The organism is Variovorax sp. TLI9-5A (assembly GCF_056867935.1).
Genome location: NZ_CP200310.1, coordinates 1,248,248 through 1,262,803, shown reverse-complemented (window position 1 = coordinate 1,262,803; position 14,556 = coordinate 1,248,248). Strand labels below are relative to the sequence as shown.

The 14,556-nt window shown below is 65.4% G+C and carries 14 protein-coding genes; 2 read left to right on the top strand and 12 right to left on the bottom strand.

The annotated features are described in order from the left end of the window. Positions 1-58: 58 nt before the first annotated feature. The 12 genes from AC1VNX_RS06125 to AC1VNX_RS06070 form a co-directional block, all read right to left on the bottom strand. The gene (locus AC1VNX_RS06125; RefSeq protein WP_184605459.1) at positions 59-781 is read right to left on the bottom strand and encodes an ABC transporter ATP-binding protein; all 723 of its coding nucleotides are present in this window, start codon (positions 779-781) and stop codon (positions 59-61) included. Next, on the bottom strand, positions 762-1,526 hold the full coding sequence (locus tag AC1VNX_RS06120; protein WP_285414323.1) for an ABC transporter ATP-binding protein: 765 nt from the start codon (positions 1,524-1,526) through the stop codon (positions 762-764). Before AC1VNX_RS06120 ends, AC1VNX_RS06125 begins: the two co-directional genes overlap by 20 nt. Continuing rightward, positions 1,523-2,536: a branched-chain amino acid ABC transporter permease gene (locus tag AC1VNX_RS06115; RefSeq protein ID WP_483155908.1), complete on the bottom strand. Its 1,014-nt coding sequence runs from the start codon at positions 2,534-2,536 to the stop codon at positions 1,523-1,525. Before AC1VNX_RS06115 ends, AC1VNX_RS06120 begins: the two co-directional genes overlap by 4 nt. Further along, a complete protein-coding gene (locus tag AC1VNX_RS06110) occupies positions 2,533-3,402 on the bottom strand; it encodes a branched-chain amino acid ABC transporter permease (RefSeq protein WP_184605462.1) in 870 nt (289 codons plus the stop codon). Before AC1VNX_RS06110 ends, AC1VNX_RS06115 begins: the two co-directional genes overlap by 4 nt. A gap of 14 nt (positions 3,403-3,416) precedes the next feature. Continuing rightward, entirely contained in the window at positions 3,417-4,595 is a 1,179-nt protein-coding gene (locus AC1VNX_RS06105; RefSeq protein ID WP_483155907.1) for an ABC transporter substrate-binding protein, read from the bottom strand. A gap of 86 nt (positions 4,596-4,681) precedes the next feature. Continuing rightward, positions 4,682-5,326: an isochorismatase family protein gene (locus AC1VNX_RS06100; protein WP_483155906.1), complete on the bottom strand. Its 645-nt coding sequence runs from the start codon at positions 5,324-5,326 to the stop codon at positions 4,682-4,684. Continuing rightward, positions 5,323-6,366 (bottom strand): 2,5-dihydroxypyridine 5,6-dioxygenase NicX family protein, encoded by a 1,044-nt coding sequence (locus tag AC1VNX_RS06095; RefSeq protein ID WP_483155905.1) that lies wholly within the window; start codon positions 6,364-6,366, stop codon positions 5,323-5,325. Before AC1VNX_RS06095 ends, AC1VNX_RS06100 begins: the two co-directional genes overlap by 4 nt. Positions 6,367-6,389: 23 nt before the next feature. After that, the gene (locus tag AC1VNX_RS06090; RefSeq protein WP_285414314.1) at positions 6,390-7,385 is read right to left on the bottom strand and encodes an amidohydrolase family protein; all 996 of its coding nucleotides are present in this window, start codon (positions 7,383-7,385) and stop codon (positions 6,390-6,392) included. A gap of 17 nt (positions 7,386-7,402) precedes the next feature. After that, positions 7,403-7,918 carry an aromatic-ring-hydroxylating dioxygenase subunit beta gene (locus AC1VNX_RS06085; RefSeq protein ID WP_285414313.1) on the bottom strand — a complete coding sequence of 172 codons (516 nt, stop codon included), beginning with the start codon at positions 7,916-7,918 and terminating at the stop codon, positions 7,403-7,405. After that, a complete protein-coding gene (locus tag AC1VNX_RS06080; RefSeq protein ID WP_483155904.1) occupies positions 7,915-9,225 on the bottom strand; it encodes an aromatic ring-hydroxylating oxygenase subunit alpha in 1,311 nt (436 codons plus the stop codon). The genes AC1VNX_RS06085 and AC1VNX_RS06080 overlap by 4 nt, the downstream gene beginning before the upstream one ends. Positions 9,226-9,252: 27 nt before the next feature. Next, positions 9,253-10,506 carry an NAD(P)/FAD-dependent oxidoreductase gene (locus AC1VNX_RS06075; RefSeq protein WP_483155903.1) on the bottom strand — a complete coding sequence of 418 codons (1,254 nt, stop codon included), beginning with the start codon at positions 10,504-10,506 and terminating at the stop codon, positions 9,253-9,255. Next, the gene (locus AC1VNX_RS06070; RefSeq protein WP_184605470.1) at positions 10,503-10,820 is read right to left on the bottom strand and encodes a non-heme iron oxygenase ferredoxin subunit; all 318 of its coding nucleotides are present in this window, start codon (positions 10,818-10,820) and stop codon (positions 10,503-10,505) included. The genes AC1VNX_RS06075 and AC1VNX_RS06070 overlap by 4 nt, the downstream gene beginning before the upstream one ends. Positions 10,821-11,322: 502 nt before the next feature. On the opposite strand from AC1VNX_RS06070, the gene AC1VNX_RS06065 reads away from it, so the two are divergent. After that, positions 11,323-13,704, top strand: a complete 2,382-nt coding sequence (locus AC1VNX_RS06065) for a xanthine dehydrogenase family protein molybdopterin-binding subunit (RefSeq protein ID WP_483155902.1) — start codon at positions 11,323-11,325, stop codon at positions 13,702-13,704. Then, on the top strand, positions 13,701-14,552 hold the full coding sequence (locus AC1VNX_RS06060; protein ID WP_483155901.1) for an FAD binding domain-containing protein: 852 nt from the start codon (positions 13,701-13,703) through the stop codon (positions 14,550-14,552). The genes AC1VNX_RS06065 and AC1VNX_RS06060 overlap by 4 nt, the downstream gene beginning before the upstream one ends. The last annotated feature ends 4 nt before the right edge of the window (positions 14,553-14,556 follow it).

The following is a 14,556-nucleotide window of genomic DNA, read 5'->3' as shown; positions in this document are numbered from 1 at the left end:
CAAACTCAGCGCTCCCTGAAGAGGCAGCTGCTTGCCTCGGCACTCGCATGCATCGGCTTCAGCATTTCTGGATGCCGATGGTTCGGTTCAGAAGGTCCTCTTCTTCGCGCAGGGCCGACGCGGAGCCGGAATAAGCGGCGACGCCCCGCTCCAGCACGATGACGTTCGTGGAGAAGTCGAGAACGACGTCGACGTGCTGCTCCACGAGGACGCAGCCGACTCCGAGCTGGTCGCTCATCCGGACGATGGCGTCCATCAGTTCCTCTCGCACCATCGGAGCGAGGCCCTCCAGCGGCTCGTCGAGCAGCAGTATGCGCGGCTGGCCGACGAGTGCCCGTGCCACGGACAGCATCTGCTGCTCGCCGCCCGACAGCTGCGTGCCACCGTTGCGCCGCCGCTCCTTGAGCCGCGGGAACAGTGCATAGACCGGCGGCAGGGCCACGCCGGCCGAGCGTCCCTGCAGGCCCGACAGCAGGTTCTCCTCCACCGTCAGCGAAGGAAAGATGTCGCGGCTCTGCGGCACGTAGCCGAGCCCTGCCCGTGCGCGCGCATACGTGGTAGCCCCGCCGATGTCGTTGCCGCCGAAGTGGATACGACCCTGCATCAGGTCGGCCAGGCCGATCGCGGTTGCCAGCGTGGTGGTCTTGCCGGCGCCGTTGCGCCCGATGAGGCCCAGACGCTCGCCTTCGCGCACGCTGAAGCTGAGATGCTCGACGACCGGCACGCCGCCGTAGCCGGTCGTGACATCGTCGAACCGGAGTTCAATAGGGAGCTTGGGCATGGCCGTCTCGTCCGAAGTAGATTTGCTTGACTTGTTCGTTGGCGGCGACCTCCTGCGGCGTGCCCTCGACCATCACCGCACCGGCAACGAGCACGATGATGTGCGAGGCGAAGCGGAACACCAGGTCCATGTCGTGCTCGATGAGCAGCACGGACAGTTCCTTCGGCAGGCTCTCGATGGCGTCCATGATGCGGCCGCCTTCTCCTTGCGGCACACCCGCGCCGGGCTCGTCCAGCAGCAGCACCTGCGGCTTCATCGCGAGCGCCAGAGCGATCTCCGCAAGCCGCTGCTCACCGAGCGCGAGGTGTCCCACCACCCGGTTCGCGTAGGGATGCAGGCCCAGCATGCCGAGCGTCTCGTGAACCTCGTCGCGAACGCGCGCCGAACGCGCCTGCGAGGGCCACCACTGCATCGAGGCCCGCAGCCGCTGCAGCACCGCGACCCTGACGTTCTCCGCCACGGTGAGGTCCTTGAACAGGCGGCTGATCTGGAACGTGCGGACGATGCCGCTGCGCACGCGTGCGTACTGCGGCAGCTGGACGATCGAGCGGCCGTCCAGCCGGATGTCGCCCGACTGCGGGCGCATCGCTCCACTCAGCAGGTTGACCAGCGTCGTCTTGCCGGCCCCGTTGGGACCGATCAGCGCCGTGCGCGCACCCTGCGGTAGGGACAGCGTGACGTTCTGCGTGACCGCCAGGCCTCCGAAGGAATGGCAGAGATTCTGGGTTTGCAACCGGTGGGTCATCGGCCTCCCCCGCTGCGGCCCGGCCGCCTGGCGAATGCCACGGCCCGGTCAAGAAGCCCGATCAGGCCTTCCGGCAGAACGATGAGCACGACGATCAACATCGACCCGATGACGAACAGCCAGTGATACGGGTTCAAGGTCGACGCGATGTGGTGGATGGTCATGTACGCGACGGTGCCGAGCACCGCCCCCGCCAGGCGGCGCGTGCCGCCCAGCACGATCATGACCACCACACCCGCGGACGTCGTGAAGTCCAGCATGGAGAGATTGGCCACCTTGCTGGTCTGTGCCGTCAGTGCGCCCGCGAGCCCCGCCACGACGCCGCCCACGGTGTAGACGGCCAGCAGGTGCAGGTACACGCGCCCGCCCAGCGCCTGGACGCGCCCCGGATCCTGCCGTATGGCCCTGGCCGTCAGGCCGAAGGGCGACTCGACCAGGTTGCGCACCAGGAAGTACACCAGCACCAGCGCGCCGAGCGCGTAGAAATAGCCGGTGTGGCCCATGAAGTTGAACTCCCAGATGCCGAACAGCGGCGCGACCTCGAAGCCGGCAAGTCCGTCGTCGCCGCCGGTGAGCCACCTGGCCCAGTTGGCGAGCTCGAGCAGCAGCTGCGCCACGGCGATGGTGAGCATCACCAGCGTGAGCTTGATCGAGCGCAGCATGACGGCACCGCTCAGCAGCGCGATCAGCCCTCCGCCCAGGCCGCCGAGCAGTAGCCCGGCGATGGGATCGGTCGTCAGGTACAGCGCGGTCCAGCCCGCGACATAAGCGCCGGTGCCGTACAGCGCGGCCTGGCCCAGGGTCGCGATGCCCGCCTGTCCGAGCACGAGGCTCAGCGACAGTGCAAAGATCGACATCGTGGCCATGTTGGTCAGCAATCCGAGGTCCTGCGGGAACAGCGCGAAAGCCAGCAGCCCCGCGAGCATCAGCACGATCTCGGCGCGCAACTGCTTCCACGGGCGCAAGCGCGCCGGCGCAGCCATTGCCATGGGTGGAATCACCGCGCTCATGCCTGCCTCCCGAACAGCCCCTGCGGGCGGACCAGCAAGACGATGATCATCGTCAGGAAAAAGGCAGCCGATGCGAGCTGCGGAACCATGTATTTCATCGAGGTCTCCACGATGCCTAGCAGCAACGCTGCGAAGAAAGAGCCGAACAGATTTCCGTTGCCTCCCACGGCGACGACGGCCAGGAGGATCACGAGGTACTTGGAGGCGTAGGTCGGCTCCATCGGCAGCATCTCTGCACCGGCGATGCCGCCCAGCGCCGCGAGCGCGGCACCGATCGCGAAGGTGGCCGCATAGATCCTGGTCGTGTCGATGCCGATGGCCCGGGCGATCGGCGCGTTGTCGACCGCGGCGCGCACCCGGATGCCGAAGGAAGACCGGTCCACGCTCAGCCACAGGACGCCGACGACCACGAGCCCGCAGGCGACGACGATGAGCCGGTGCCGGGGAATGGAGCGAAACCCCAGGTCCACAGAGCCGCCGAATGCCTCGGGAAGCGCGACGGATGTCACCGACGATCCGAACATCAGGTTGACCGCCGCCGTCGCGACGAACATCAGGCCGATGGTCACGAGCATCTGGTCGAGATCGTCGCGCCGGTAGAAACGGCGCAGCAGGATGCGCTCGAAAAGCACCGCCACCAGGGCCACGATGGCGATCGCCAGAATGAAACCCAGCCCGATGGGCACGCCCAGGCGCTGCGGAATGCTGGCCGCGAGAAAGCCGCCGAGCATCGCGAAGGCGCCATGGGCCAGATTCACCACCCGCATCAGGCCCATGGTCATCGACAGGCCCACGGTGATCATGAACAGGATCATGGCGTACGTGATCCCGTCGACCAGGATGCTGCTGAGAAGCGCAACGGACATGCTGCAGCCTCTTCCTACTTGGTTGCGTTCTGGATGCGGCCGTAGTCGGGCTGCATCTCGAAGGTGCGGAACTCGCGATTGACGAAGCGCCCGGCCGCATCCTTCTCGACCACCCGCATGTAGACGTTCTGCACGAACTCGCGGGAGGCGGGGTCGATCTTCACCGGGCCACGCGGGCTTTCCCAGGAAAAGCCCTTGGCGGCGGCAATGGCCTTGAGCCCGTCGCGCTTGCCATCGGTCGCCTTGACCATGTGATAGATCACATGCAGGCCGTCGTACGCATTCGCGAGCTGGACGGTCGGGATGGCCTTGGGTGCCACTTCGGCCAGGGCCTTGACGGCGGCATTGCTCAGCGGCGAGTTGTGTGTCGCCGAATAGAACATGCCGGTCTCGATTCCCAGCAGCTCGGGGCCGATCGCGCGCAGTTGGTCTTCATCCGTCTCGCCCGTGCCCAGGAAGCGCACGCCCGCGGCCCTCAACCCCGCTTCGTTGTAGGCCTTGACCATCGCGTAGGTGGCCGGCCCCCCCGGACCGAAGACGTAGAGCGCATCGGGCTTGAGCGCCTTCACGCGCTGCATCAGGGGGCCGAAGTCCGTCGTCTTCAGCGGCGCACGGATTGCTTCGAGCAGCTTGCCGCCGCCGGCGACGAAAGCGGTGTTGAAGGCCTTCTCGGCGTCGAGGCCGGGGCCGAAATCGCTGACCAGCGACACGACGTTCCTCACGTTCTTCTCGAGCGCGTACTTGGCCACCGGCACCGCCATCTGCGGCAGTGTGTACGAGGTGCGCAGCAGGTAATCAGACTTCTCGAGAAGCGACGAGGTCGACGCATTGAAGATCACGACGGGCACCTTCGCCTCCTGTGCGAGTGCGGCGACAGCCAACGTATCGGGCGTGAAATACAGGCCGGCGATGTACTGGGCGCCTTCCTTGATGATGAGCTCCTGGGCCAATGCCTTGGCCTGCGCGGGATTGATGTCCGGCAGGTCGCGGTAGATGACCTCGATCGTGTGTCCGCCCGCAGTGGTGCCGTTCAGCTTCTGATAGGCCTTGGTCGCGCCCTCCCAGGTCTGCCCCACCGCGGAGAACGGTCCGGACATGGGTGCGATCACACCCACCTTGACGACGTCGGCGCGGCTTTGGAAGGCGAGCGTCGCGAGTGAGACCGCCATCGCGGCAATGAGTTTGAGGGTCATCTTCTTCTCCAGGTAGGGTCGCTGGCGGGGCATGCGCCCGGGTTTTGACGAGAGGTGGATCGGGAATCGTGGGGCGAGGCTTGGCTTCAGGCCTGGGCGCCGTGGGGCTGCACCGCTTCGGTCGCCTGCAGGGCGGCGTCGCGGGGCATCAGGGTCGCGTACTTCTGTTCCATGTCGAACAGATTGGCCTCGTGCGCCTGAAGCGACCGGTCGCCCACGCAGTCCGTGACGACGAGAGGGCGAAAGCCGTGGCACATTGCGTCAACCACGCTGGCACGGACGCACCCGCTGGTGGTGCATCCCGCGATCAGCAAGGTCTGCACGCCGCGCTGGGACAACCAGGAAGCCAGCGAAGTGCCGAAGAAGGCCGAGGGATGGATCTTGCGCAGCACCAGTTCGCCGCTGCGGGGCCGTAGCTGCGGGACGATCTGGCTTTGCGGCGCGTCCTCCCGCAGGGCGAGGATCGGCGGCACCTTGAGCGCGAAGATGTTGGCGTCGGCTCCATCGTCCTGGTACACGACCCGCGTGTGGGCGACCGGCCATCCGCGCTCGCGCGCGGCGGCCAGCAGGCCGCGCGTGCATTCGATGGCCGGCTCGATGTTGCCGCCGCCGAACGTGAGCGGATCGGCGAATCCGTTGACGAAGTCGATGATCAGCAGGCCGTACGGCGCCTTCGGCGCGACGGCATTGCCGAAGCCCTGCTTCTGGTAGATGTCCGGATCAGCGCTCATTGGAAGGCCTCGTCGATGACCTTGCCGTCGCGAACCACGACGACATCGTCAAGCTTCACCGTGCAGTTGCGCAAGGGAATGTCGAGGTGGCAAGGCGTGGTGCGCGGCCCTCCGGCTTCGTTGTTCGGGCCCAGCGAGAACAGGAAGTTGCCTTCGAACGCGCGTGCGTCCTGCCCGGAAGTGGCTTCGCGGTCCACCAGCGACAGCGTGTGCCAGTAGCAGCGCGGCTGCATTCCCCAGCCGATGTGCGCGATGGCGTAGGCCTCGGGGTCCTTGTACGCTTCCATGAATTCGCGCAGCAAGGCGGCGTCGATGTCACCCTCGATGCCGCGCACGAAGCCTTCGCGCAGATGCATGGTGATCTTGTCCGAGACGTAGTTCTTCTGCGGCAGCAGGATGTCGCCGCGGTCGATCACGATGGTGCCGTCGCTGCCGCCCTCGTTGGCGAAGGTGAAGAGGAAGCCACTCGGCCAATGGTCCCAGCGCCCAGGCTCTTCGCAGAAGCCGTACTCGGAGATGGTCGGAAAATCGCCGAGCTTGAAAGTCACGTCCGTGCCAGCCGGCGACGTCACATGCATTTTTCTGGCCGACTTCAGCAGCCTGGACGCCGCCAGCACACGTTGGCGATCGGCCTCGGTGGGCACGGCCCGCACCAGCACCTCGGGTGGCTCAACCGCCAGGAGAATCTTCGTTCCCGACTCGAGGATCTCCATCTGCTCGGGCGAGAAGAGCAGCAGCATCAGGTCCAGCACGATGTCGCTGTTCTTCATCGCCGCGAGCGCAACCGGATTGTTGGTGAGCGGCGTCTCGCCCAGGTAGTTCATCAGGTCCCGGCTAGGGGCCTTCTCGGCGTTGATGGGCTGCAGCTCGATTCTGGTGACGACCGCGCCCGCGGCCTGGGCTGCAATCGTCGCGGTCTGAAGCGTCTGCGGATGGGTGTGGGGACCGCACAGGATCGAGACCTTCTGGCCGCGCTCCACCTTGCTTAGCTTCAGGACCTCGTCCCAGGCCTTGACCATTTGATAATCGCTGACTGGCATTTTTCGTCCTTTGTTTGAAAGTGTCAGATCTGCAGGAGCGCAAGGTCTTGCGGGCTGCCCAGCTTGAAGATCCGGCGGGCATTGCCGTAGCAGACTTGCGCACGGGTTTGCTCATCGAGCGGCGCCTGCTCGATGAAGGTGCAGGCCTCGGCGGTGGACTCGTAGGGATAGTCCACGGAGAAGAGCACGGCCTGCGCGCCGAGCTCACCGATGGCGCCAAGCAGTGCCGGCGCGGAACACACGCCGGATGTCGTGATCAGGATGTTGCTGCCGATGTACTCGCTGGGCTTGCGGGCCAGCTTGATGCCCGAGGGATACGCGGCGAAGCGGCTGTCGATGCGCCAGCGTTGATACGGCAGGGCCTCGCCCATGTGGCCCAGCAGCAAGGTCAGTCGCGGGAAGCGGTCGAACACCCCGCCGAACAGCAGGCGCAAGGCGTGCCCTGCCGTTTCCACGCCCCATCCCCAGGCAGCTCCCTGGAGCACCGGCATGCCTTCGAGCAGCGCCGGTGGCTGGCTGAACGCGTTGGGGTGCAGGTAGATCGGCACGCCGAGCGCCTGCGCGCGCTCCCAGAACACGTCGAATTCGCTGCCCTCGTAATAGCGCCCCAGGGTGTGGCCATTGATCATGGCACCCTTGAAGCCGTGCTCGACGACCGTGCGCTCCAGCTCTCGCGCAGCCTCGGTCGGATCCTGCAGCGCCACGTGGGCAAAGGCGCCGAAGCGCTGTGGATGGCGCGCCACGCGCTCGGCGAGGAACTCGTTGTTCTCGCGTGCGCGCCGCACGGCGGTGGTGCCGTCCACCTCGGCCTGTACGCCGGGCATCGTCTGCGACAGCACGGCGTATTCGATGTTGCCGGCATCCATCTCGGCGAGGCGCCGGTCGTCGAAGTCGCTCAGCCTGGCGTCGAGCCGGGCCACGAAGTCGACGGGCAGCGCGCGCGTGTACTTGGCGGAGTACGCATCGAAGCCGGGGGCGGAGAAGTGCTCTTCGAGCGCGATCTTGGGAGTTCGATTCATCATTGTCCTCATCGGGTTCAGACCGGGTAGGCCAGGGCTGTGTCAAGAATCTCGGTGTCGTGCACCACTTCGCGGCTGGCGATGAGCAGCCTTGCGCCTTCGCGCACGAAACGGTCGTGGTAGATGCCCGCGAGATGCACGGTGGAAGGCCCCTCGACGAGGGTCTGCATCAGGATGAAGGGGGTCTGCGAGCTGATCGTGTCACCCGTCTCCCGCAGCACCCGCGTAATGCCCAGGACATGCAGCATGTGCCGGGGCGCGAACATCTGCGAGTGCGCCACGGCGAGCGCGCGGTCGGTGATCATGTCCAGGCCCTCGCAGTACACGAGTCCCACCGGCATGTTCAGTAGCGCGTTCTGGCGCGAGGTGATCCGGTAAGTCGCTTCCTTGCTGAAGAACTCGGGCCAACGCTCGACGTCGTTGGCGTCGAGCGCGGCGCAGTACTCGACATGAAAAGAGTCGATCTCGGCGCGCAGTTCGGCCGCGCGAAGGGGCAGCACCACGGACCTGGCGTAGGCGAGTTGCTCCTTCATGCTGCGTTCTCCGCGACACGGATGCCCATGACGGCCCGGTAGTACTCGTAGAGCGACCGGATGCACGACTCCGAGATCAGGTTGCGTGCCGTGCCCTGATGGCCGGCATCGAGCTTGACGACGTTGTTGTCCGTGGACGAATTGCGGATGCCCTCCTGCACGAACTTCAGCGCCTCGTTGTCCTCGAGGCCGAGGAAGCCCGACGGCCCCATCAGGTTGCCCTGGCGGAGGCGGTGCCGCGTCATCTCCGGCGTGTCGTCCTCATAGCCGAACATGGTCCACTGCATCACCATGCTGTTCGGGCCATTCGGGATGATCTGGCGCACACCCATCGTGTTCATCTGGCGCTGCACGATCAGGTTCGGCCACATGGTCATCATGTTGGCGGACCAGGGTGAGTCGAACTCGCGCACGTAGTCGAGGAACCGCTCGTCGCGCAGCCGGAGGTTGTCGCTGAACGACCGCATCTGCGCCTTGTCGTCGGCGGCGACAGTGGCATAGACCTGGTCGGGCTTGGACGACGCCATGTAGCCGTGTCGACCATGTTCCTTGTCCGCGAAGACGATCGACTTGATGCCCGGCACGAGAAGGCCGAACACCACAAGGAACGAGTGCAGCAGCGTCGCGTGGTACGGATCCTTGAGGTTCTCGTGGTACATCTTCCAGTTGCACGGAAGCTCGTTGCGGCAGTAGCCCAGGATCCTGAGCTTCTTGCCCGAGAAGGGAACGTCGAACTCCTCGACGATCTCCTTGGTCATGTACTCTTCCAGCGGCGGAGTGTTGTCGGAGTAGGTGGCGAACACCACGCCGTTACGCGTCGCCACGCGCAACTGGCGGGTACCGTGCTCCGCGTTCTTGAAGTCCGGCGGCATGCCGCCGATCTTGTTGATTCCGCGCTTGAACGGAACGCCCTGCAAATTGCCCTTGAGGTCGTACGACCACTGGTGGTAGGGGCAGACGAACTCCTTGGCGTTGCCGTGGCTGGAGCGGCAGAATTCGGCACCGCGGTGGGCGCAGCGGTTCTCGAAGACGGAGATCGTGTTGTCTTCCGCGCGAACAATCACTACCGCGGTGGCACCTACATAGCCGCGCTTGTAGTCGCCAGGGTTCGGAATTTCGGCTTCCAGGGCGACGAAGTTCCAGGTGTCCCCGCGGAAGATGCGCTCGATCTCCTGGTCATAGATGGCTTGGCTGGTGTACACCCAGTCGGGGATGTTGTTGAGCGCGTCGGCGGGCCAGACGCACTGCTCCAGGGGCGGGTTCTTTCGGGCATTGGTGATGCCGATGACCGCCTGCGATTGATACATGGAAAGCTCCTTGGCTCTGAGAGGTGGTTAAACGGTGGCAGCGGCGCCGGCCTGCATCTGCCTGGCCCAGGCGCGCAGGTTGGTGGCGTTCAGCGGGAAGTCGTCGAGCTGCACGGGCAGCCCCTTTTCGAAGAGCGGACGAATGGCGCGCAGATCGGCGCCCGCATTCAGGGCAACGCCATGAAGCGGAACACCGCCCCGATGGCCGATCCACAGCGCCTTGCCGGAGGCCGGATCGCCTCGACACAGGTAGTCCAGACCCGGCGCCGGCATTCCGAGCATCTGGATGTTGTGTTTGCCCTGGTCGGTCCAGAACCAGGGCACCGCTGGCGCGGGAATGGGCACGCCGAGCATGGCTGCTGCGGCGGTGCGTGCTTGGTCGTTGGCGTTCTGCCACGACTCCAGTCGCGCGGGCGCCGTCTGTCCGGGGCGCTGCTGGCTGGTGCAGTCGCCGCATGCGAAGACGCGCTCGTCGCTGGTGCGGCATTGCGCGTCGACCAGGACGCCGCCGCCCGCCGCAATCGCCAAGCCCGCATCGCGGGCCAGCGAATCATTGGGCGAGAGGCCGATGGCGACGACGACTTCATCCACCTCCAGATCGCCCGCATCGGTGACCAGCCGCATGCGACCGCCAGGCATCGAGTGGATGCCGCCGAGAAAGGTCCCGAGAAGCAGCCGTACACCGGCCTCGCGCAGCCCGGATTCGAGCCACGTCGACGCCTCTGGCGGCAGGAAGCGATCGAGCAAGGATGTCGCGCGCTCGAGCACTGTCACCGCCGCGCCTATCGATATCGCAGCGTGAGCGATCTCGAGGCCGAGGAAGCCGCCACCCAGAATGGCGACTTGCGGTTTGCCATGGAGGGCGGCGCGCAGCCTGCGCGCATCGTCCAGCGTGCGCACGTAGTGCACGTGCGGATGGCCAGCTGGAGCCGATGTCAGCGTGTTCGCCTCCCCACCCGTGGCAAGAAGGCACGTGTCGTAGGCGAGCATCTGGCCTCCGGCAAGGCGGACCTGCCGCCTCGAGACATCCAGGCCCACCACCTCGCTGCCTCTCAGCAAGTCGATGTCGCCGAGTGCCCAGACCTCCTGCGCGAGAACATCGAGACAGGGCTCTTGCGCTGCCACCAGAACGGCCTTCGACAACGGCGGCCGCTCATACGGCTTGTGGCGCTCCCGCCCCACCATCGTGATGCCGCCGCGAAAGCCCAGTTCGCGCAGCGCACGTGCCGCAACTGCGCCCGCCTGGCCCGCGCCGATGATGAGAACGCCGGGCGACGTCATTTGGCTTCGGGCGACAACACATAGATGTCGTCGCCTTCCCGCTTGACGGGATGGGTGCGCAGATCCACGGTAACCGGCGTGCACATCGCCTTGCCCGTACGAATGTCGAAGCGGCCCTGGTGCAGCGGGCATTCCACGCAGCCGTCCTCCACATAGCCTTCCGAGAGCAGCGCAGTGGCATGCGTGCACATGCTGTCCGTGGCAAAGAACTCGCCGTCGATACGAAAGAGCGCGACACCCTGGCCCGCGACATTGACGGTCTTCGCTTCGTCGTTACTCAGCTCTTGCGCTGAAGCGACCTTGATCCATTCCATGATTCCATCCTGTCGATCTTGAGCATCGAAAGTAGTCAGTGTACTGACATAAATATCGATTTGTCTCGTGTTTTTTGTTCGGGTTTCTACGGAATTCCGATGCCCCAAGATGGACTTTAGAAATCTGCGAATTCGCCTCGATATGGCGCATTTTCATTGGAGAAATGCACCATGATCGTGAGAACTTCCGCTCCCTATGCCGGGCTTCAGCGAAACATCTTTCCACGCAATCAAATGGCTCTTACACTTATGCAAGTTAACTGACTTAATCGGCAATGCCTGTTGACCGGATCACACTTTGGACCGAGGTGCCGCGCATGCGAGCCGGCGTCTCGATCCACGCGCCGAACCGCCTGCGAAGAAGCTTCGAGGCCGTCCCTTCGCAGGGGAGCGTGGCCGTGATGAATGGGCTTGATCGATTCGGCCGGTTCATATCTCGCGTGTTCGATGCTGCACATCCGGTGCAGCCCGGCACATGGAAATCGGAAGGAGAAGGAAACGCATGGACCAAGCAGACATTCCTGCACGGCTGTTGAAGCGCGAAGGCATCGGCGCCCGGGTGCCTCGCAAGGAAGACGCGCGCCATCTGGTCGGCAAGGGCAACTTCGTGGGCGACTTCGTGCTGCCGGGGCTCCAGGAGGTCGCGTTCCTGCGCAGCTCGCTGGCCCATGCCGTCGTCACAGGCGTCGAGATTCCTGAGGCGCTGGCCGGGAAGGTGTTCCTGCGGGAGATGATGCCCGACGCGGCAGACATCGGCTCGCCGTCTTCGCTGCCCACCTACCAGTACTCGGCATTGCCTCCACTGGCCTCCGGCAAGGTCCGTCACGTCGGCGAGGCCATCGCGATGGCGGTTGCGCCGACGCGCGCCATGGCGGAAGACCTGTTGGAGGACGTGCAGGTCTCGTATGACGAGCTGCCCGTCTATCACAGCGCCGAATCCGCTCTCGCAGCCACGGGAGAGTTCATGCATCCCGATTGGAAGGACAACGTGTTTCTCACGCTGCGCGCCAACCGCGACTTCGAGGAGCTTGCCGCGAAGGCCGAGGTGAAGGTCAGCCGCACGGTCGAGCTGTCGCGCCAGTGCATCGTGCCGCTGGAGGGCAAGTCGGTGCTCGCCTACTGGGACTTCCAGACCGATCAACTCGTGGTCGTCAGCGCGACGCAGGTTCCGCATCTGCTGCGCGTGGGAATCGCCCAGCACCTCTCGATGAACGAGGAAGCCGTGCGCGTCGTGTCGCCAGACGTCGGCGGCGCCTTCGGCTACAAGGGGCAGCTCTACCCTGAAGACCTGTGCGTTGCCTGGCTCGCCAAGACGTACCGCACGCCGTTCCGTTACCTCGAGGACCGGCGCGAGCACCTGATCGTCGGTGCCAATACGCGGCAGCATCACTATCGGCTCACCGCCTATGCGGACCGCACCGGAAAGCTGCTGGCGCTGGATGCCGTCATCACCATCGACGGCGGCGCCTATTCCTACTATCCCTTCTTCGTCGGCCTGGAGCCCGGGCAGGCGATCGGCAACCTGCCCGGCCCCTACAGCTTTCGAGGCTATCGGTGCGAGACCCTCTGCGTCGCAACCAACAAGCCCGGGTTCATGGCCTATCGCGGCGTCGCGCGCACCGGTGTCTGCTTCGCGATCGAGCTGCTCATGGATGCAGTGGCGCGTGCAGTGGGACGCGAGCCCTGGGAAGTGCGAATGGAGAATCTCGTACCAGCCGCCGCCATGCCCTATGTCAACGTGGCCAACAAGCACTTCGACAGCGGCGACTTCCCCGCAAGCCTGCGGCGCGCCGTGGAGATGATCGGACTGGACGCGGTACGCGAGCGCCAGGCACGCGGCGAGCCGGACGGCCGCCTCATCGGCTTCGGCACGGCCACCTATACCGAGCAGTCCGCCCACGGCACTACGGTGTTCGCCAACTGGGGCCTGCCGGTGGTGCCCGGCTTCGACCAGGCAGTGGTCAGGATGACCGCCGACGGTGGACTCGAAGTGCGTGTCGGCGTGCACTCACACGGCCAGGGCATGGAGACCAGCTTCGCGCAGATCGCCAACGACGTGCTCGGCATCCCGGTGGCCAGGATTCGGGTGGTGCATGGCGACACCGCGCTCACCCCGTTCTCCTCGGGCACCTACGCCTCGCGCGCCACGGTCATGTCCGGAGGGGCCATCTCGGTCGCGTGCAAGGAGCTCCTGCCTCGCATCCAGTCGATCGCGGGCTACCTCATGGGCGTGGATGCGCCAACCGTCGCATTGATCGAAGGACGCGCCGTGGCCGGCGACAAGTCGATCCCCCTGTCGGAAGTCGGAGGCGCTTGGTACCTCACGCCGCAGGACCTGCCTGCCGACGTTCATCTCGGTGGCCTGGAGGTGTCTCGTGCGTACAAGCCCAACGTCGATACCGGCACCTTCACGTATGCGACACATGCGGTGGTGGTGGCCGTCGATACCGAGACCGGCGAAGTCGAGATCCTCGACTACGTCGTCGTCGAAGACTGCGGAACCATGGTCAATCCGATGATTGTGGAAGGGCAGACCATCGGCGGCATCGCACAGGGCATCGGCACCGCGATGTACGAGGAGAGCCCGTACGACGAACAGGGCCAGCCGCTGGCTTCCACCCTGGCGGACTACATCCTGCCCGGCGCCACGGAAGTGCCGCGCATCCGCATAGAACACTTCGAGACGCCTTCGCCGCACACCGAATTCGGTGCCAAGGGCGTGGGCGAAGGCGGCGCGATCGCGCCGCCGGCAGTGATCTTCAATGCCGTGAACGACGCCCTGCGCGGCACGGGCGCCGCCGAAGTGCTGATGACGCCGTTGACGCCACGCCGCCTGCTCACGGCGCTGGAAGGCGCGAAGAGCCAACAGGAGCACGCTCGATGAAAGCGCCGAAATTCGCATACGCGCGCGTCCTCGAAGTGGATGAGGCGATCGCAGCGCTGGCCGCCGGCGCAGGCGCCACAAAGGCAATGAGCGGCAGCCAGTCGCTCGGACCGATGCTCAACCTGAGGCTGGCGCGGCCCGCACAGGTGGTCGACGTCGCACACATTCCCGACCTTCGGACGGTGAGCCGCAAGGCCGACTGGATCGAGATCGGTGCTGCCGTCACCCACGCCGAGATAGAGGACGGCGTGCATGCGCCGCTGGCGGAACATCCCATGCGCCAAGTTGCTCGCGGAATCGCCTATCGCGCGATCCGCACTCGAGGTACCGTCGGCGGCAGCCTGGCGCATGCCGATCCCGCGGCCGACTGGGTCGTAACCTTCGCGGCACTCGGCGCACGCGTGACGGTCAGGTCGCCGCGAGGCGAACGCACGGTCGAGGCCGACGCGTTCATGCTCGGCGCCTACACGACCATGCTCGAGTCCGATGAACTCATCGTCTCCGTCGCGGTGCCTTCGCAGACTCACACGACGCGTTGGGGCTACCACAAGGTCTGCCGCAAGCCGGGCGAATTTGCAGAGGCCAGTGCGGCGGTCTATTTCGATGCTTCGCGCAAGCGAGCGCGAATCGTCCTGGGAGCCGCCGACGGCCCTCCCCTGCTGCTGCATTCGCTGGCGGCCGAGATCGCGCTCAAGGGCACGGGCGCGGCGGGGCGCGAGGCACTGCGAGCAGCCGTGCAAACCGCACTCCCCGAACGCGACGCCATCGACCGCAAGCTCTTCACGGCTTGCCTGGAGCGCGCACTCGATCAGTCCGGCATCTTTGCCGACATCAGACAAGTGGAGTAAAAAG